This is a genomic window from Aureimonas glaciei (genome assembly GCF_014643375.1).
GTDB classification, from domain to species: Bacteria; Pseudomonadota; Alphaproteobacteria; order Rhizobiales; family Rhizobiaceae; genus Plantimonas; species Plantimonas glaciei.
Window position 1 is genome coordinate 17747 of the sequence record NZ_BMJJ01000003.1, and the last position, 18766, is coordinate 36512.

The following is an 18766-nucleotide window of genomic DNA, read 5'->3' on the forward strand; positions in this document are numbered from 1 at the left end:
CGACCTGGGCGCCCTTGCCGCGGCCATGATGTCAGCGGGCGCGCGCCCGAGGACGCGCGCCCTGTTCGCAACGTCCGGCCCCGGGGGTGGCCGGACGTTGCGAATTCGTGAGGGCATTGGGGGCGATGACCTAAATCGCCCGACGCCTTGATCCGTCGTTCGGCGCGCCGGGCGGTGCGCGGACGTTTTTCGCGCGTTTCGCCCGGTGCTCTACTCGGCCGGCTGCGGCGGGGCGGCCGGCGCATCGAGGAGGTGGCCCGGCGCGTGGTCGCCCGAGCCCGCCATCTGCAGCGAGCGGTTGCCGGCCAGAGCGCGCATCAGCACGTAGAACACCGGCGTCAGGAACAGGCCGAAAGCGGTGACGCCGATCATGCCGGAGAAGACCGCGACGCCCATGGCATGGCGCATTTCGGCGCCGGCGCCGGTGGAGGTGACGAGCGGCACGACGCCCATGATGAAGGCGAACGACGTCATCAGGATCGGCCGGAGGCGAAGGCGGCTTGCCTCGATCGCCGCCTTGATCGGCGTCATGCCTTCCAGCTCCAGTTCGCGCGCGAATTCCACGATCAGGATGGCGTTCTTTGCCGACAGGCCGACCAGGACGATGAGGCCGATCTGGGTGAAGACGTTGTTGTCCCCCGCCGTCCAGTAGACGCCGGTGAGGGCAGCCAGGAGCCCGAGCGGCACGATCATGACGATGGCGAGCGGCAGCGTCAGGCTCTCGTACTGCGCGGCGAGGACGAGGAAGACCAGGAGGATCGACAGCGGGAAGATCAAGAAGGCGGAATTGCCGGCGATGATCTGCTGATAGGTGAGCTCGGTCCATTCGAAGTCGATGCCGGGCGGCAGGGTCTCGGCGGCGATGCGCGTCACCGCCTCCTGCGCCTGGCCGGAGGAATAGCCCGGCGCGGCATTGCCGTTGACGTCGGCGGAGAGGAAGCCGTTGTAGCGCATCGCGCGCTCCGGCCCGGCCGAGGAGGTGACGTTCAGCAGCGCCGACAGCGGCACCATCTCGCCGGCGGACGAACGGACCTCGAGCTTGCCGATGTCCTCGGCATGGGCACGGTAGGCGGCGTCGGCCTGCACGCGCACCGAATAGGTGCGGCCGAACTTGTTGAAGTCGTTGACGTAGACCGAGCCGAGATAAATCTGCAGCGTCTCGAAGATCGAGGGCAGGGGCACGCCCAGCTGGCGCGCCTTGGTGCGGTCGACGTCGGCGTAGAGCTGCGGCACGTTCACCTGGTAGGAGGAGAACAGGCCGACGAGTTCGGGCGCCTCCTGCGCCTTGGCGAGAAAAGCCTTCACCGCGCCGTCGAGGGCGTCGTAGCCGAGGCCGGCGCGGTCCTCGAGCTGGAACTTGAAGCCGCCGATGGCGCCGAGGCCCTGCACGGGCGGCGGCGGGAAGACGGCGCTGAAGCTTTCCTGGATCGATCCCATGGCCTGGTTCAGCTGGCCGGCGATGGCACCGGCGGACAGCTCCGGCGTCGTGCGCTCCTCGAAGGGTTTCAGGTTGAGGAAGACGATGCCGGAATTCGACGAATTGGTGAAGCCGTTGATCGACAGGCCGGGAAAGGCGATGGCATTGCTGACGCCGGGGATGGCTAGGGCCATGTCGCTGATCCGGCGGATCACCTCTTCCGTGCGGTCGAGCGAGGCGCCGTCCGGGAGCTGGGTGAAGCCGACGAGATACTGCTTGTCCTGCGGCGGCACGAAGCCGCCGGGGACCAGCCGGAACATCACCACGGTCGCGCCGACGAGGACGAGGTAGAGGCCCATCATCAGGGTCTTGCGGGTGACGACGCCGCCGACGCCGCGGCCATAGGCGTTGGACGAGCGCGTGAAGACGGCATTGAAGCCGCGGAACAGCCAGCCGAGCCAGAAATCCATGATCCGCGTCAGCCGGTCTTTCGGCGCGTCGTGGCTGCGCAGGAGGAGGGCGGCCAGCGCCGGCGAGAGCGTCAGCGAGTTGAAGGCCGAGATCACCGTCGAGATGGCGATGGTCAGGGCGAACTGGCGGTAGAACTGGCCGGTGAGGCCGGTGATGAAGGCGAGCGGCACGAAGACCGCGACGAGGACGAGGGCGATGGCGATGATCGGCCCGGACACCTCGCGCATCGCCTGGATGGTGGCGTCGCGGGGGCTGAGCCCCTTCTCGATGTTGCGCTCGACGTTTTCCACCACGACGATGGCGTCGTCGACGACGATGCCGATGGCCAGCACCAGGCCGAAGAGGCTGAGCGCGTTGATCGAGAAGCCGAAGAGATGCATCACCGCGAAGGTGCCGACGATCGACACCGGCACGGCGACGAGCGGGATGATCGAGGCGCGCCAGGTCTGCAGGAAGAGAATGACGACGAGGACGACGAGGGCGATGGCCTCGAGCAGCGTGTGGATGACGGCCTCGATCGAGGCCCGGACGAACTGCGTGGTATCGTAGACGATCTCGTAGTCGACATCCTCCGGCATCGACTTCTTGACCTCCTCCATCGTCGCGCGGACCGCGTCGGCAATGGCGATGGCATTGGAGCCGGGCGCCTGGAAGACGGGCACGGCGACGGCTTGGCGGTTGTCGAGGAGCGAGCGCAGCGCGTAGTCGGCGGCGCCGAGCTCGATGCGGGCGACGTCACGCAGGCGCGTCACCGCGCCGCCGGGGCTCGTCTTGACGATGATCTCGCCGAACTCTTCTTCGGTAGCGAGGCGCCCCTGCGCGTTCACCGACAGCTGCAGGTCGACCTCGGCGAGGCCCGGCGAGGAGCCGACGACGCCGGCGGCGGCCTGGACGTTCTGCGCCCGGATCTCGGCGACGACGTCGCTGGCGGACAGGCCGAGCTCGGCGGTCTTCTGCGGGTCGAGCCAGATGCGCATGGAATAGTCGCCGGCGCCGAACAGCAGCACGTCGCCGACGCCGTCGATGCGCGCCAGCCGATCCTTGACGTTGAGAAGCGCGTAGTTGCGGAGATAAGTGACGTCGTAGCGGCCGTTCGGGGACGTCAGGTGGACCAGGAGCATCAGGTCGGGCGAGCTCTTGATCGTGGTGACGCCGAGGCGGCGCACCTCCTCGGGCAGGCGCGGCTCGGCCTGGGCGACGCGGTTCTGCACCAGCTGCTGCGCCTGGTCGGGATCGGTGCCGAGCTTGAAGGTCACCGTCAGGGTCATCAGGCCGTCGGTGGTCGCCTGGCTGCCCATGTAGAGCATGCCCTCGACGCCGTTGATCGCCTCCTCGATGGGCGTCGCCACCGTTTCGGCGATCACTTTCGGGTTGGCGCCGGGATAGTTGGCGCGCACGACGACGGAGGGCGGCACGACGTCGGGATATTCCGAGATCGGCAGCGCTGACAGCGACAACAGGCCGCCGAGAAAGATCAGGAAGGACAGGACGGCGGCGAAGACCGGCCGGTCGATGAAGAAGCGGGAGATGTTCATGACGGGGTCCGTCTGGCAGCCGGCCGCCTTTTCCGAACCGACGGAAGGCGGGGAAGGCGACGTGGATGCAAAGAACGGTCGCGCCGGGCGGCCAGTTGGCGCCCGGCGCGAAATCCGGCCTATTTCTGGGGTTCGGCGGCGGAGACCTGGACGGCACCGCCCTCCACGGACTCCATCGCGACTTCCTCCGGTGCCACGGTGGCGCCTGGACGCACGCGCTGCAGGCCGTTGACGACGACGCGCTCCTGCGGCTTCAGGCCTTCGCGGACGATGCGCAGGCCCTCGGCGCGGCCGCCGAGGGCGATCTCGCGGTATTCGGCCTTGTTGTCGGCGCCGACGACGAAGACGTATTTCTTGTCCTGGTCGGTGCCGACGGCGCGCTCGGAGACGAGGAGGGCGTCCTGCGCCTTCGCCTCGCCGAGCGACAGCCGGGCGAACTGGCCGGGCATCAGCTGGCCGTCCTTGTTGGCGAATTCGGCCCGCACGCGCACCGTGCCGCTGACCGGGTCGACGGTGTTGTCGATGAGCTGCAGCTTGCCGTCGATGCCTTTGCTGCCGCCGGCGTCCATGCGCACCGGGATGCTGGCGAGCGCCTCACGCGGGTCGTCGCCCTGGGGCAGCGAGGCGAGCGCCTTTGCGACGACGTCCTCGCCGGCCTCGAAGCTGGCATAGATCGGGCTGACAGAAACGAGGGTCGTGAGGGCCGGGGCGGTGGCGCCGGCCTCGATCAAATTGCCGACGGTGACTTCGATGCGGCCGACGCGGCCGGCGATGGGGGCGCGGATCTCGGTATAGCTGAGGTTCAGCGCCGCCGTGCGCAGCCCCGCTTCGGCCGCCTGCACCTCGGCGATGGCGCCGCTCTCGGCATTGATGCGCTGGTCGTAGTCGCTCTGCGACACCGTGCGCGACTGCACCAGCTTCTTGCCGCGGTCGAGCTCGGTGCGGGCGAGGGCAAGCCGCGACTCGGCCGCCGCGACATTCGCCTCGGCGCGCGCGACCTCGGCCTGATAGGGGCGGGGATCGATGGTGACGAGGAGATCGCCCGCGGCAACCAGCGAGCCCTCCTGGAAATGCACCGCCTCGACGGCGCCTGCGACGCGAGAGCGCAGTTCGACGCGTCCCACCGCCTCGAGACGGCCGGAAAATTCCTGCCACCGGGTGACGGGCCGGGCCGCGACGACGGCGACCGAAACGGGCATGGCCGGGGGCGGGGCGGCGGCCGCGGCGGGGCTGTCCTGCCGGTCGGAATCGCTGCCCAGGAAGAGGAATTGCGGGCCGACGAGCGTGGCCGCCACGACGATTCCGCCCAAGAGCGCATTGCGTGTCAGAGAACGACGGGTCATGTGATTGTCCTGTTCTGGCGAACACGCGCCGCCGACGGGGACCGGTGACAAAACGTTAAGTTGACGTTTCATACCGGTCGGTATAGCGGAGAGATAGGGGCGGCTGGCAGTCCGAGTCAACCGTAATTATGTACTGATCGGTAATTATTTTGCTGGAGACCAAGAAAATGGGGCGGCCCCGGGAATTCGATGTCGACGAAGCTCTGCAGGCGGCGATGGAGCTTTTCTGGCGCAAGGGCTACGAAGGCACCTCGCTGACCGACCTGACCGACGGCATGGGCATCACGAGGCCCAGCCTCTACGGCACCTTCGGCAACAAGGAAGAGCTGTTTCGCAAGGCGCTGGAGCGCTACGAGCAGGGCTATATGGGTTTCTTCCGCGAGGCGATGAAGGAGCCGACCTCGCGCGCCGTCGTCGAGAAGATGATGAACGGCTATGTCGAGGCACTGACCGCCTCGTGCAATCCCGGCGGCTGTTTCGGCATCAACGCGGCGATGGCCTGCAGCGACGCGGCGACCGCCATCCAGAAGGCCGTGATCGAAAAGCGCAAGTTCGGCGAGCAGACCCTGGCCGAGCGCATGCAGCAGGCCAAGGACGAGGGTGACCTGCCGGCCGACTGCGATCCGGTCGATCTCGCCCGCTACATCATGACCGTCTCGCAGGGCATGGCCGTCCAGGCCGTCGCCGGCGCCGGCCGCGAATCGCTGATGAAGGTGGTCGAAATGACGCTCAGGACCTGGCCCGGCTGAGAGGCAAGGCTGCGGCCGATCGACGCTCGGGGCCCTGCCTCCTCGAAGTTGCGCAGGCCGCGCTTTACCGGCGCCGCCCACACACGATTTCCCATTGACAGAGACCGACCCATCGTCGATATGTACCGAACGGTATGTATCTGGAGGAGGCAGACGGCCGAGGCATCGGCGGCGCTCGCGAGCGACGCGCTGTCCTCGGCGAAACGGCGGCACTGGAAGCGGCAGGGAGCGGCGATGGCCGTCCGACGTCGTCGACGGTCCGCACCCTTCTCGGTTTTTCGTTCGCACCGCCCGCGTTTCCGACCGGGCGGGTGCCCGTGGGTCGCCAGCCTCCAGCGGCGATCCACGGTTTCTCATCGTGCCGTCCTCGCGCCTGCCGCCGGGGCGGACGTGACGTCGTCTGTCGCCCGACGGACGGCTTCGACTTGACCCTGTTTCAGGAGCTTCCCATGCCACTCTCGATCCACGCCAACTCGGTCGGCGCCATGACGCGCATGCTCGGCAATCTCTCCGCGCTGCTCGATGCCGCCGTCGCTTATGCCGAAGCCGAGGGCATCGACCCGGCGACCCTCGTCGCCGCGCGGCTCGCGCCCGACATGCACCCGCTTTCCTCCCAGATCCAGCTGGTCAGCGACACCGCCAAGGGCGCCGGCGCCCGGCTTTCCGGCATCGAGGCGCCGAGCTTCGCCGATACCGAGACGACCTTTCCCGAGCTTCAGGAACGCATCGCCAAGACGGTCGCCTTCCTCGCCACCGTCGACGCCGCCGCCGTGGATGCCAGCGCGGACCGCATGGTCACGCTGAAGACGCGCTCGAGCACCATGACCTTCACCGGCCGCGAATACCTCACGAACTTCGCGCTGCCGAACTTCTACTTCCACGTCTCGATCGCCTACGCGATCCTGCGCGCCAACGGCGTCCCGCTCGGCAAAATGGACTATCTCGGCAACCGCCCGGCCCCGGCCCAGCCGGCCGAGAAGACGCTGCAGTTCGGCTGAGGCCGGGTGGGGCGGAGGGCGGTAGTCGCACTCCGCCCGACGCTCAACCTGTCACCCTCATCCTGAGCCTGTCGAAGGAAGAGGGTCGGCACGGCGTCTGAGCTGCCGGCGTGCCCTCTCTCACGCTGAAGTCCCGGATCATTGCGTGTGTGAGAAACGCGGTGCCGAGCCTCGTCCTTCGACAGGCTCAGGATGAGGGTTTGGGGGATGGCGCGGTGAGCGATCTGACCCGCGGCGGCCTGTGATTGGCAGCGGTCGGATGGCCGCCTGCCACTCACCCATCACCCTCATCCTGAGCCTGTCGAAGGACGAGGGTCGGCACCCGCTCCCCCCTGCCGGTTTTGCGACAGTTCCGGCAAAGCGTGATAGCGCAGCCTGATCAGCGCTTCCTTCTTGGCCCGCGACCAACCCTTGATCTGGCGTTCGCGCGCGATGGCATCGAGAAGACGGTCGTAGGTTTCGGTGAAGACCAGTTCGGTGGGGCGGCGGGGTTTTGTGTAGCCGTCGCAGATGCCGGCATTGTGCTCCCAGACCCGAGCCTCGATCGGCTGCTTGGTCAGGCCGGTATAGTATGAACCGTCGGCACAGCGCAGGATGTAGACGGTGGCTTCCATCGCGGCGTCGGAGCTGTTGAGGGTGCTATCCATGATAGCACGCATAGGCGGGAAAGCGCAGCGGTGGCGTGGTGCCGACCCTCGTCCTTCGACAGGCTCAGGATGAGGGTGATGGATGGGCTGAGCGCCACACGCTTCAACGGACATCAGCCGCATCGCAACCGACAGGCGCGATCCGAAACCCCAAAACCCTCATCCTGAGCCTGTCGAAGGACGAGGGTCGGCACCCCCGTCTCCGCCACCCGACAACAGCCAACGCCCGGCGGCTGCCGCCCGCCCTCACACCCCGCCCGGCACGTCCTGCGGCCAGCGGAGCAGGGCGGCGTGGCCGGCGTTGGTGAGGGCGTAGATGCCGCGCTCCTGGCGGACGAACCAGCCATAGACGTCGCGCTGCAGGATTTTGGGCGCGTCGGGAGTGATGGATTTGAGGTCGCGGGGCCGCAAGGGGCCGGCGACCAGAGCGGCGGCCATGGCCAAAGCGGCCTGGCGGTAGGCGGTCATGATCGGCGCGCGTGATCCGCCGCCGGCCGTCGGATCACCGCGCCGCCTCTGGTGCTCGCGCACGAGCCGCGAGCGCTTCTTGCCGTCGCGGCGCGGGGCCGGGGCTTCCGGGCTGAGAAGGATCTCGACCGTGCCGCGCTCGCTGACGCCGAGCAGGCCGAAGCCGAGCCGCCGGCAGAGATTGCGGAAGCGCGCATCGCTTTCGCGCCCCTTGCCCTTCTTCGAGAGTTTGGCCGCCAGCCAGATCTCGTCGGCCGCCGCGGCGCGCTCGACGCCCTGCAGCACGAGTTCCAGGTTGAAACTCAGCTTCAGCTCGCAGATCACCACGATCGGCGGCTCGCTTTCGCTGAGCCCGAGCAGGTCGCAGCCGCCGACCTCGCCCTTGACGGTGAAGCCGAGGGTCTCGAGGAAGGCCTTGACCGGGGCGTAGAGCGTGGTTTCCAGAGATCTCTCCCGTTGGCGAGCCGGACCGGGTGCTGGTTCGGCCGGATGCGGCCCCTCGCCGAAGTTTTTGAAGCGGCCGGCTGCAGGACGACGCCCATCGGGCGACGACCATTGGACGAAGGCCGCCGGACGGGGCCCTTGTCCACCAGCCCGGCCGCTTCGTAAAGTCCGGCGTGGCACCCCCCGCCCGACATTCTCCGCCCGGGGGGCGACGGGTGCCGATCCGGCCCTAGCTGATGTCGGACGATCCGCCGCGCCTTGCGGGGCGCTTCGGCGCGGGCGACCCTGCCCGCGCGCTCCCCCTGATGCCCGCCCCCGCCGGGGGCGGCGCCCTCCCAATTCTCACCGCCGACAGCCAAAGGATTTTCGCCATGAACGGAGCCGACAGTCTCGCCGACACGCTTCTCCACAACGGGATCGACGTCTGCTTCGCCAATCCCGGAACCTCGGAGATGCATTTCGTCGCCGCGCTCGACCGCAAGCCCGAGATGCGCTGCATCCTCGGCCTGTTCGAGGGCGTGGTCACGGGCGCGGCCGACGGCTATGCGCGCATGGCCGACAAGCCCGCCGCGACGCTGCTGCATCTCGGCCCCGGCCTCGCCAACGGCCTGGCCAACCTGCACAATGCCCGCCGCGCTGGCACGCCGCTGGTCAACATCGTCGGCGACCACGCGACCTATCACAAACAGTACGACGCCCCGCTGCAGAGCGACATCGAGGAGCTGGCGCGGCCGATGTCGCATTGGGTGCACACGAGCGCCAACGCCGGAGCCGTGTCGCGCGATGCGGCCGCGGCGATCGAGGCGGCGCGGACGGCGCCCGGCCAGGTCGCGACGCTGATCCTGCCGGCCGACGCTGCCTGGAGCGAGACGAACGCCGACATCGCCACCGCGCGCCGGCCCGAAGTGCCTGTCGTGGCAGACGCGGCGATCGCGGCCGCGGTGGCGGCGCTGCGCAACGGCCGGCGCACGCTCCTTCTCGTCGGCGGCATGGCGCTGCGCGCCGGGCCGCTCGAGACCGCCAGCCGCATCGCCCAGGCGACCGGCGCGCGGCTTCTCGCGCCGCAGGCCAATGGCCGGATGGAGCGCGGCGCCGGCCGGGTGGCGCTGGAGCGGGTGATCTACCGGATCGACTCGGCGCTGGCCGATCTTCAGGACGTCGAGCAGGTGATCCTCGTCAGTGCCAAGGCACCGGTCGGCTTCTTCGCCTATCCCGGCAAGCCGGGGTCGATGCTGCCTGGGGACTGCGCGGTGCTGACCCTGTCCGAACTCGGCGAGGACGGGCCGGACGCGCTGGCGCGGCTCGCCGAGGCGCTGTCGATCGGCAGGGATGTTCGGGCTCTCCTGAATGCCCCCGGCGCACCGTCGACACCGACGGGCGCGCTGACGCCCGCCGCCATTGCGCAAGCGGTCGGTGCGCTGATGCCGGAAGGGGCGATCGTCGTCGACGAATCCGTCACCTCCGGCTTCGGCTTCTTCACCCACACGCACCAGGCCGCCCCGCACGATTTCCTGCAGCTCACCGGTGGCGCGATCGGCATGGGCCTGCCGGCCACGGCGGGGGCGGCGATCGCCTGCCCCGGCCGTAAGGTGATCGGCCTCCAGGCCGACGGCAGCGGCATGTACACGCTGCAGGCGCTGTGGACGCACGCGCGCGAGAAGCTCGACATCGTCACCATCATCTACGCCAACCGCTCCTACGCCATCCTGCGCGACGAACTGAAGAATGTCGGCGCGGGCGAACCCGGCGAGAACGCCCGCGCCATGCTCGACCTCGACCGGCCGAATCTCGACTGGGTGCGCCTGGCGCAGGGGATGGGCGTCGAGGCGGGGCGGGCGACGGATGCGGACGGCTTCGTCACGCTGCTGAAAGCGGCCCTGCGCGGCCAGGGACCGTTCCTCATCGAAGCCGTGATCTGACGCCGGCCGTCACGGCCGCCCCGCCCGCCGGCGTCCCCGGACGCGGCGCGCCGGCGCCCGGATTTTTCCAGGTGCCGGTGCGGCGACGCTAACCTGCCATCGGGAGTTGATTTGAGGAATCAACGGGATAGTCACGTTAACAAAGCTTTGGGCAATTTTATCTATAGTTGAAGCTCGGCATTCAGCATTCGGGCACACTATGCAAGGCATTGAGATTTACAGGACTCAGGGTGCGGCGCGATCTTGTTGCGTCGGATTCTCGAAGTCCGCTAAAGACTGTCGAGCAGGGTGGCGCGCGGAAGCGAAACAGGCTTCCTGATGTCGATAAAGCTGAAGATCCTGCTGGGCTGCCTGGCGCTGACGCTGGTGACGATGGTTGTCGGGATCGTCGCCCAGCATTCGCAGCGCGCGATCGGGACCCTGGCGGCCAGCATCTACGACGATGCCCTGGTCTCGACCAATTCGCTGCGTTCGGCTCAGAACGCGATGCTTCAGCTCGACGCGACCTTCCAGCGGGACAAAGCAGGGGAGGCCGCGCCGACGGCCCTGACGCCGCCGCAGCGCGAATATCTGGGAGCGGAGCTGACGGCCCTGATCGCCGACCTGTCGGTGGCGGCGCAAGGCTCGATCTCGGCCGAGGGGCGCAGCGCCACCGAATCCATCGGGCGGCGCCTGGCGCGCCTGCAGGCATCGAGCGGCGCTTTGACCGGGCGCCTCTTGCTGAAGGAGCTCGGCCTTGCCGGCGAGGAGGTGGAGGCCGCGGTCCGGGTGTTCGCGGCCGATGCCTACGGCGTGCGCCGCAGCGTCGGCAACATGGTCGACGCCTCGATCGACCGCAACTATCTGGCGATGGCCATGGCGTTGCTGGCGGCCCTCGCCATCTGCCTGGCGCTCAGTCGCACCATCGTTCCGGCGCTGACGCATGCGGTGTCGATCGCCCAGTCGATCGCCGCCGGGAATTTCAACAACGCCATCCGGCCGCGCGGCAGTCGCGAGATCGCCGAACTGATGTCGGCCCTGGCCGTGATGCAGAACAGCATCGCCCGGCATTTCGGCGAGATCGAGGACGATGCGGCGACCCAGGCGGACGCCTATGACAGCCGCATCGCCGTGCAGAACGCCCGCTTCGAGGCCGCGTTGAACAACATGACGCAAGGCTTGTGCATGTTCGACGGCCGTGGCCGGCTGGCGGTCGTGAACCGCCGCTTCGTGGAACTCTTCGGCACGGTGACGCTGGGGACGCCGGTCTCGGAATTGGCGCGAAAGCCGGCGCTGGCCGGCATCTTCGCGACGGGCGCCGGGAGCTTCTTCACCCAGCAGATGGACGACGGCAAGATGCTCGCCGTCTCCCGCCAGGGCATTGCCGCCGGCGGTCACGTCTACACCTTCGAGGACATCACCGAGCGCCACAACGCCTCGCTGCGCCTCAACTATCTCGCCAACCACTGCTCGCTGACCGATCTGCCCAACCGCACCCGCCTGGCCGAGCGGCTGCAGGAGATCGGCGCCGATCCTGCCCTGATCAGTCAGACCGCCGTGCTCTGTCTCGACCTCGACGGCTTCAAGACCGTCAACGACACGCTCGGCCATCTCGTCGGCGACATGCTGCTGCAGGCCGCCGGCCGCCGCATCCGCGCCTGCGCCGGCAGCGAGGATCTGGTGGCGCGGACCGGGGGCGACGAATTCGCCGTCGTCCAGATGGGCGAGCAGCCGGCTTCCGCCGAGCGCATGGCCGCGGCGATCATCGCGGCCATGGCCGAACCCTTCGTCATCGATCATCACCGCATCGCCATCGGCGTGTCGATCGGCGTCGCCATCGGCGAAAGCACGGTGGCGGACAATCCCGCCAGCGGGAGCTATGTGCTCCTGAAGAGCGCCGATCTCGCTCTGCACGCGGCCAAGGCCCTCGGCCGCAACAGCTACAGCTTCTTCGAGCCGGCGATGGACGAGCGGCTGCAGTCGCGCCGGCGCACCGAGACCGACCTCGCTTCGGCCCTCGAGGACGGCGAGTTCGAACTGTTCTACCAGCCCTTCGTCAACGTCATCCAGCAGACCATCTCCGGCTTCGAGGCGCTGATCCGCTGGCGCCATCCCCAGCGCGGGCAGATCTCGCCGGCGGAGTTCATCCCGATCGCCGAGGAGGTCGGGCAGATCGCGCCGATCGGCCTCTGGGTCCTGGAGACCGCCTGCCGCCAGGCCATGCATTGGCCCTCGCCGCTGTCCGTCTCCGTCAATCTGTCGCCGGTGCAGTTTCGCGAGGCGACCCTGTTCGCCGATGTCCGCCGCATCCTGAAGGAAACCGGCCTGCCGCCCGGCCGGCTGCAGCTCGAGATCACTGAAAGCGTGCTCCTGCACGATACCGAGAGCGTGCTGGCCGTGCTGCGCGGCTTCCGCAAGCTCGGCATCCGCATCTCCATGGACGATTTCGGCACCGGCTATTCCTCACTCGGCTATCTCAGCCGTTTCCCCTTCGACAAGGTGAAGATCGACCAGTCCTTCGTTCGCGACCTCGCCAAGCGGGAAAACCTCGCGGTCGTCCGGGCGGTCATCGGCCTCTCCAAGGCGATGGGCATCGGCGTCATCGCGGAAGGGGTGGAGACCGCCGAACAGCGCGACCTGCTGCTGGCCGAATCCTGCGACGAGATGCAGGGCTACTACTTCAGCAAGCCGCGGCCGGTCACCGAAGTGGCGGCCTTTCTCGAGGCCTTCAACGCCGCCGCCGACATGCCGCGCCGCCGGGCGGCCGCCGATCTGGTTCCCACGCGGAGCGAGGCGTCTTCGGGCGATCCCAGAACCGCATGGTCTTCCGTCTCCGAGACCGCCGCCCTGGGCTGAAGGTCTGCAAAACGAACGATTGAAGGCCGCGCCGATTCCTCTGGAAAGCCGGACGGAAGAAGAATAACTTCCGCCGAACATGGGGAGTGCTTTGGGGGAAGCGATGCGGAATGTATTTCGGATGCGTCGTGGCGCTGTCCTTGCGACAGTTCTGCTGGCCGCGCTGGCAGACCAGACGGCCTTCGCCCAGCCGGCCGCCGAACGGCGTATCGTCTCTTCTCCCCATGCCGACTATTTCGGCGGCGACTACGACATCCTGAAGGACGTCGACGCCAATATCTGCGAGACCGCCTGCCTCGCCGATGCGAAGTGCCAGGCCTTCACGCTCAACACCGCGACGAAGTGGTGCTTTCTCAAGTCCGAGATCGGCGAGCTGCGCTATGCCGACAAGGCGACCTCCGGGCGTGTGGTGACGGCTGCGGCGCTCAGCGAGAACCAGATCGCCGAGCGCGAGGCGGAACTCGCCTTCCTGCCGAAGGATCAGCGCGATGCCGCCGCTCAGCTGCGTCTCGCCGTCGCGGACGAGGAGCGCGACGCGGGGCTCGACGACGGGGCCATTGCCGCCAGTGCCGAGACGGCGCTGGAGAGGCGCGATTTCGGCGAGGCGGCGCGGCTCTACCGCGAGGCGCTGAAGCGCGATCCCGCCGACTACGACGCCTGGAGAGGCATGGCCCTGGCGACGCTCGCCTTCACCTCCGACGACTACGAGCAGAAGCAGGCGAACGATGCCCTGCGCGCGCCGGCCGCGATCAATGCCTATGTGACGGCGCCCGATGCCGTCGGCATGGCACGGGCGCTCGACCTGCTGGCGCAGACCATGGCCGCCTCCGAGGACTGGGCGAGGGCCATCAAGACCTGGCGCGCCAGCATCGCCGTGCTCGATCTCGCCGAGACGCGCACGCGCCTCGACGCGGCGGTGGCCAGCCACGGCTTCCGCATCACCGACAACACCGTCGACAACAACGCCGCCAATCCGCGCCTCTGCGTGAACTTCTCCGAGGCGCTGGCGCCCTCGCTGATCGATTCCGAGACCATCGGCAACTACGTCTCGGTCGACGGCGGCGAAAACCTGCCGGTCTCGGCCAGCGGCTCGCAGGTCTGTGTCGAGGGCGTCGCCCATGGCGCGCGCTACCGTCTGGTGGTCCGGCCGGGCATCCTCAGCGCCAGCGGCGAGAAGACGACGCGGCCGAGCGACCTCTCCGTCTATGTCCGCGACCGCGATCCCTCGGCCCACTTCGCCTCCAACGCCTATGTCCTGCCCGCCGGCGGCGAGGCGACGATCCCGATCACCACCGTCAACACCGACACGGTGCAGGCGCGGCTCGTGCGCATCGGCGACCGGCAGCTCGCCCGCACCATCGCCGAGAGCCGCTTCCTCGGCCAGTTCGCCAGTTATGAGGTCGACGACATCGCCGACAACCAGGGTGAACAGGTGTGGAAGGGGTTCGTCGACGTTGCCCGCAAGACCAATGAGGAGGTGGTGACCGCGATCCCCGTCTCGGCCCTCGTCCAGGATCTCCAGCCCGGCGTCTACCTGCTCTCGGCCACGGCGACGAACGCCAAGAACGACTACGAGGCGCTGGCGACGCAGTGGTTTGTGCTGACCGATATCGGCCTGTCGACCTTTGCGGCCGAGGACGGCTTCCACGTGCTCGCCCGCTCGCTGGGCACGGCCTCGCCGCTCTCCGGCATCAAGCTCGATCTCGTCGCCGCCAACAACGAGGTGCTCGGCAGCGTCGTGACCGACGACAAGGGTTATGCGCGCCTGTCCGCCGGCCTGATGCGCGGGACCGGCGGCGACCGGCCGGCGGTGCTGATGGCCGCTGCGGCGAAGGCGCCCGGCAGCGAGGGGCAAGAGGATTTCGTCTTCCTCGACCTGACGGCGACGCCTTTCGATCTGACCGACCGCGGCGTCGAGGGACGCCAGCCGGCCGGCGCGCTCGACGTCTTCCTGACGCCCGAGCGCGGCATCTACCGCACCGGCGACACCGCCCACTTCACCGGCCTGATGCGCGACGGCCGCGGCGAGGCGGTGGAGGGACTGACGCTGACCGGCATCGTCACCCGCCCCGACGGCGTCGAGTTCGCCCGCCAGCCGATCGCCGGCGAGACCGCGGGCGGCTTCGCCTGGGACACGACCTTTCCCGCCAACGCCATGCGCGGCGCCTGGACCTTTGCCCTGTTCACCGACCCGAAGCGGCCGGCGCTGGCGCAACAGAGCGTCCTCGTCGACGATTTCGAGCCGCAGAAGATCGACTTCGACCTCAGCGTCGACGGCGATGTCCTCGACCCTGCCGCGCCGCCCGCCGCCTCGGTCGATGTCCGCTACCTCTTCGGTGCTGCCGCAACCGGCCTGGAGGTCGCGGGCGAGACGATCCTGCAGGTCGCCGACGGGATCGACGGCTTTCCCGGCTACCGTTTCGGTCTCGCCGACGACGCGCCGACCGCGATGCGCATTCCCTTCTCGGGCGACGTGACCGACGAGGCGGGCACTTCGGCCATCGCCATCGAAGCGTTCGAGCCGCCGGTGACGACGAAGCCCCTGAAGGCCGAGGTCCGGGTGCAGGTGACGGATGCCGGCGGACGGCCGGTGGAGAAGACGGTGGAGCTGCCGCTCGCCGGCGCCAAGCCGCGCCTCGGCATCAAGCCTTTGTTCGACGGTGCGGTCGGGCAGGGGAGCGAGGCGCTCTTCGACGTGGTCGCTCTCGGTCCCGACGCCGCGCAGACCGACCTTTCCGGGGTCGAGTGGGTCGTCAACAAGGTGACGATGAATTTCCAGTGGTACCAGTCGAACGGCCGCTGGAACTATGAGCCGACCCGCTCGGTCGCGCGCGTCGCCAGCGGCACGCTGGATCTTAGCGCGGATGCCGCCGGCAAGATCGCGATCCCCGTCGAATGGGGCGGCTACGAGCTGGTGCTGAAGGACCCCGCCGGCGAAGCGCTGCCGGCAAGCTTTGCCTTCGACGCCGGCTGGTACGTGGCGGCGACCTCGGCCGAGACGCCGGACATTTTGAAGGTTTCGCTCGACAAGCCGCGCTATGCCATCGGCGACAAGGCCACCGTCCATATCGAGCCGCGCTTTGCCGGCAAGGTCGAGGTGCTGGTCATGGACGAGCGCGTCATCGCGCGGGAGAGCGCCGACATCCCCGCCGAGGGCGGCGACGTCACGCTCGACGTCACCCGCGACTGGGGCCCGGGCGTCTACGTCACGGCCGTCCTCTACCGGCCGATGGATCTGACGGAGAAGCGCATGCCGGGCCGGGCGATCGGCCTCGTCCATGCCGCTGTCGATCCCGGCAGCCGGGCGCTCCAGGTCAGCCTCGACGCGCCGGAGCGGATCGAGCCGCGCCGCACCGTCGATGTCGGCCTCACCGTCGCCGGCATCGCCGAGGGCGAGACGGCCTATGTGACGCTCGCCGCCGTCGACGTCGGCATTCTCAACATCACCGATTTCACCGCACCCTCGCCGCAGGACTTCTACTTCGGCCAGCGGCTGCTCGGCGTCGAGATCCGCGACCTCTACTCCCGCCTCATCGACCGCATGCAGGGCGCGCCGGGCGCGGTGCGCTCGGGCGGCGACGCCGGGGCGTCGATGGTCTCGCCGCCGCCGATGGACGAGCTCGTCGCGCTGTTTTCCGGCGTCGTCACCGTCGGCGCCGACGGCAAGGTCTCGATCCCCGTAGCGGTGCCGGACTTCAACGGCACGCTGAAGCTGATGGCCGTCGCCTGGTCGAAGACCGGCGTCGGCGAGGCCAGCGCCGACCTCCTGGTGCGCGACCCGATCGTTCTCCAGGTCAGCCAGCCGCGTTTCCTGGCGCCCGGCGACACCTCGCGCATCGCCATCGACGTCAACCATGTCGAGGGCCCGACCGGCAACGTCCAGCTGGCGCTCACCGGCGGAGAGGGCGTCGTTCGCCTCGAAGCGAATGCCGAGGCCTCGTTCGAGCTGGCCGCCAACGGTCGCCAGCGCGTGATGGTGCCGGTGACGGCCGAAGCCGTCGGCGATGCCGCCTTCGAGCTGGCCATGATCACGCCGGACGGCACGGTGCTGACGAAGAGTTTCCGCCTGCCCGTGCGCTCGATCGCGCCGGAGACGGTGACCAAGAGCGCCTTCGAGCTGGCGGCGAATGGCGGCCGGCTGACGCTCGATGCCGACATCTTCGAGGGCTACGTGCCGGAGACGGTGCGCGCGACCGTGTCGATCACCGGCCTCGGCGGCTTCGACGTCGCCGGCGTCGTCCGGGCGCTCGACCGCTACCCCTATGGCTGCACCGAGCAGCTGACGAGCCGCGCCATGCCGCTCGTCTATCTCGACCAGACCATCCTCTCGGCCGGCCTTTCCGGCAGCGAGGACGTCGCCGAGCGCATCAATACGGCGATCACCGGGGTTCTGGCCAACCAGTCGTCGAACGGCAGTTTCGGCCTGTGGCGTCCCGATGCCGGCGATCTCTGGCTCGACGCCTATGTCGCCGACTTCCTGACGCGGGCGCGGGAGGCGGGCTACAAGGTGCCGCAGGAGGGCTTCACCCTCGCCCTCGACAATCTGAAGAATAGCATCAACTACCTGCCGGAACAGCCGGACTGGGGCCCGGTCGCCTACGCCTACTATGTGCTCGCCCGCAACGGCCGGGCGGCGATCGGCGACCTCCGATACTACGCCGACAACGAGGCGGAAAAGTTCAAGACGCCGCTCGCCCAGGCGCACCTGGCCGCCGCTCTGGCGCTCTATGGCGACCGGGTCCGTTCGGAGACCGTGTTCCGCATGGCCGTGAACGGCGCCGAGGCCGACCAGAACGGCGCTCTCGCCGGCCGCAGCGACTACGGCACGCCGCTGCGCGACGGCGCCGCGGTGCTGACGCTCGGGCTCGAGGCCAAGATCGACGGCGTCGATTGGGACGGTCTCGTCCAGCGCGTCGGCATCGAGCGGTCGCAGAAGCAGTACACCTCGACGCAGGAGGATGCCTGGTCGCTGCTCGCCGCCCACGCGCTCCTGAACAGCCGCCCGCCGAGCCTCACCATCGACGGCGACGACCGCGAGGGCGCCTTCGCCGCCTCCTACGATGCGGCGGCGCTGGCGACGCCGGTCGGATTCGCCAACCGCGGGGCGGCGCCCGTCTCGGCCGAGATGACGCTGGCCGGCGTTCCGCGCGAGGCGCCGCCGGCGGAAAGCGCCGGCTATGCCATCACCCGCAGCTACTACACGCTGGACGGCGAGACGGCCGATCCCTCGACGGTCGGCCAGGGCGACCGCCTCGTCGCCGTGCTCGACGTGCAGCCGGGCGACACGGAGGCGGCGCGCCTCATCATCGACGACCCGCTGCCGGCCGGCTTCGAGATCGACAACCCGTCGATCCTGCGCAGCGGCGACGTGGCGAGCCTTGGCTTCCTCGAGCTGACCAGCGAAGCCGCCCACACCGAGTTCCGCGCCGACCGCTTCGTCGTCGCGGTCAACCAGGAAGCCGGCAGCAATGCCTCGATGCGCTTCGCCTACATCGTGCGCGCCGTGTCGCCCGGCGAATTTGTGCACCCGGCGGCCGTCGTCGAGGACATGTACCGCCCCGAACGCCGCGGCCGCACCGACGAGGGCCGGGTCACGGTCGTCGGCGCGCTGAAGTAGGCGGCGGGCGGGCGAGCGAGGCGGCATCGGTTTGCGCGGGGTACCCCCCTCTGTCCTGCCGGACATCTCCCCCTCAAGGGGGGAGATCGGACAATCGCAACCCTTCGCGCGCCTGATCTCCCCCCTTGAGGGGGAGATGCCGGCAGGCAGAGGGGGGTGCGCTGCCGCAACGGCTCGGCTAGGGCCGGCGACCACGGCCCTGCCGCACGCGACAATTGCCATGCCCCTCATCCTGAGCCTGTCGAAGGGCGAGGGGCACGCACCACCGTCGTGCCGGCCCCTCGTGGTTCGACAGGCTCACCATGAGGGGCTTGGGCGCTGCC

At 68.9% G+C, this 18766-nt stretch carries 9 protein-coding genes; 5 read left to right on the forward strand and 4 right to left on the reverse strand.

What is annotated here, in order from left to right; translation table 11 throughout:
- Positions 1-210 precede the first annotated feature (210 nt).
- Together IEX88_RS06860 and IEX88_RS06865 are read right to left on the reverse strand one after the other, a co-directional pair.
- Positions 211-3423 carry an efflux RND transporter permease subunit gene (locus IEX88_RS06860; RefSeq protein ID WP_188849860.1) on the reverse strand — a complete coding sequence of 1071 codons (3213 nt, stop codon included), beginning with the start codon at positions 3421-3423 and terminating at the stop codon, positions 211-213.
- Positions 3424-3542: 119 nt separating this feature from the next.
- Positions 3543-4766, reverse strand: a complete 1224-nt coding sequence (locus IEX88_RS06865) for an efflux RND transporter periplasmic adaptor subunit (RefSeq protein ID WP_188849861.1) — start codon at positions 4764-4766, stop codon at positions 3543-3545.
- A gap of 167 nt (positions 4767-4933) precedes the next feature.
- Here IEX88_RS06865 and IEX88_RS06870 point away from each other — a divergent pair, with 167 nt between their 5' ends.
- Together IEX88_RS06870 and IEX88_RS06875 are read left to right on the forward strand one after the other, a co-directional pair.
- Entirely contained in the window at positions 4934-5515 is a 582-nt protein-coding gene (locus IEX88_RS06870) for a TetR/AcrR family transcriptional regulator (protein ID WP_188849862.1), read from the forward strand.
- Between the two features lie 449 nt (positions 5516-5964).
- Positions 5965-6513 carry a DUF1993 domain-containing protein gene (locus IEX88_RS06875; protein WP_188849863.1) on the forward strand — a complete coding sequence of 183 codons (549 nt, stop codon included), beginning with the start codon at positions 5965-5967 and terminating at the stop codon, positions 6511-6513.
- A gap of 287 nt (positions 6514-6800) precedes the next feature.
- On the opposite strand, the gene IEX88_RS06880 is transcribed toward IEX88_RS06875, so the two are convergent.
- Complete coding sequence (locus tag IEX88_RS06880) at positions 6801-7127, reverse strand: GIY-YIG nuclease family protein (protein ID WP_188850303.1); 327 nt, start codon at positions 7125-7127, stop codon at positions 6801-6803.
- A 279-nt stretch (positions 7128-7406) separates the two neighbouring features.
- Positions 7407-8072 (reverse strand): DUF2161 domain-containing phosphodiesterase, encoded by a 666-nt coding sequence (locus IEX88_RS06885; protein ID WP_188850304.1) that lies wholly within the window; start codon positions 8070-8072, stop codon positions 7407-7409.
- Positions 8073-8443: 371 nt separating this feature from the next.
- Here IEX88_RS06885 and IEX88_RS06890 point away from each other — a divergent pair, with 371 nt between their 5' ends.
- The 3 genes from IEX88_RS06890 (at position 8444) to IEX88_RS06900 (ending at position 18443) form a co-directional block, all read left to right on the forward strand.
- Positions 8444-9991, forward strand: a complete 1548-nt coding sequence (locus IEX88_RS06890; RefSeq protein WP_188849864.1) for an acetolactate synthase large subunit — start codon at positions 8444-8446, stop codon at positions 9989-9991.
- 318 nt (positions 9992-10309) lie between these two features.
- Positions 10310-12826 (forward strand): putative bifunctional diguanylate cyclase/phosphodiesterase, encoded by a 2517-nt coding sequence (locus tag IEX88_RS06895; RefSeq protein WP_188849865.1) that lies wholly within the window; start codon positions 10310-10312, stop codon positions 12824-12826.
- Positions 12827-12947: 121 nt separating this feature from the next.
- Positions 12948-18443, forward strand: a complete 5496-nt coding sequence (locus tag IEX88_RS06900; RefSeq protein WP_244639924.1) for an alpha-2-macroglobulin family protein — start codon at positions 12948-12950, stop codon at positions 18441-18443.
- Positions 18444-18766 lie beyond the last annotated feature (323 nt).

Bases quoted from the DNA above. Each gene is read 5' to 3' on its own strand.
- IEX88_RS06860 (WP_188849860.1), bottom strand. From the start codon at position 3,423: ATGAACATCTCCCGCTTCTTCATCGACCGGCCGGTCTTCGCCGCCGTC.
- IEX88_RS06865 (WP_188849861.1), bottom strand. From the start codon at position 4,766: ATGACCCGTCGTTCTCTGACACGCAATGCGCTCTTGGGCGGAATCGTC.
- IEX88_RS06870 (WP_188849862.1), top strand. From the start codon at position 4,934: ATGGGGCGGCCCCGGGAATTCGATGTCGACGAAGCTCTGCAGGCGGCG.
- IEX88_RS06875 (WP_188849863.1), top strand. From the start codon at position 5,965: ATGCCACTCTCGATCCACGCCAACTCGGTCGGCGCCATGACGCGCATG.
- IEX88_RS06880 (WP_188850303.1), bottom strand. From the start codon at position 7,127: ATGGAAGCCACCGTCTACATCCTGCGCTGTGCCGACGGTTCATACTAT.
- IEX88_RS06890 (WP_188849864.1), top strand. From the start codon at position 8,444: ATGAACGGAGCCGACAGTCTCGCCGACACGCTTCTCCACAACGGGATC.
- IEX88_RS06895 (WP_188849865.1), top strand. From the start codon at position 10,310: ATGTCGATAAAGCTGAAGATCCTGCTGGGCTGCCTGGCGCTGACGCTG.
- IEX88_RS06900 (WP_244639924.1), top strand. From the start codon at position 12,948: ATGCGTCGTGGCGCTGTCCTTGCGACAGTTCTGCTGGCCGCGCTGGCA.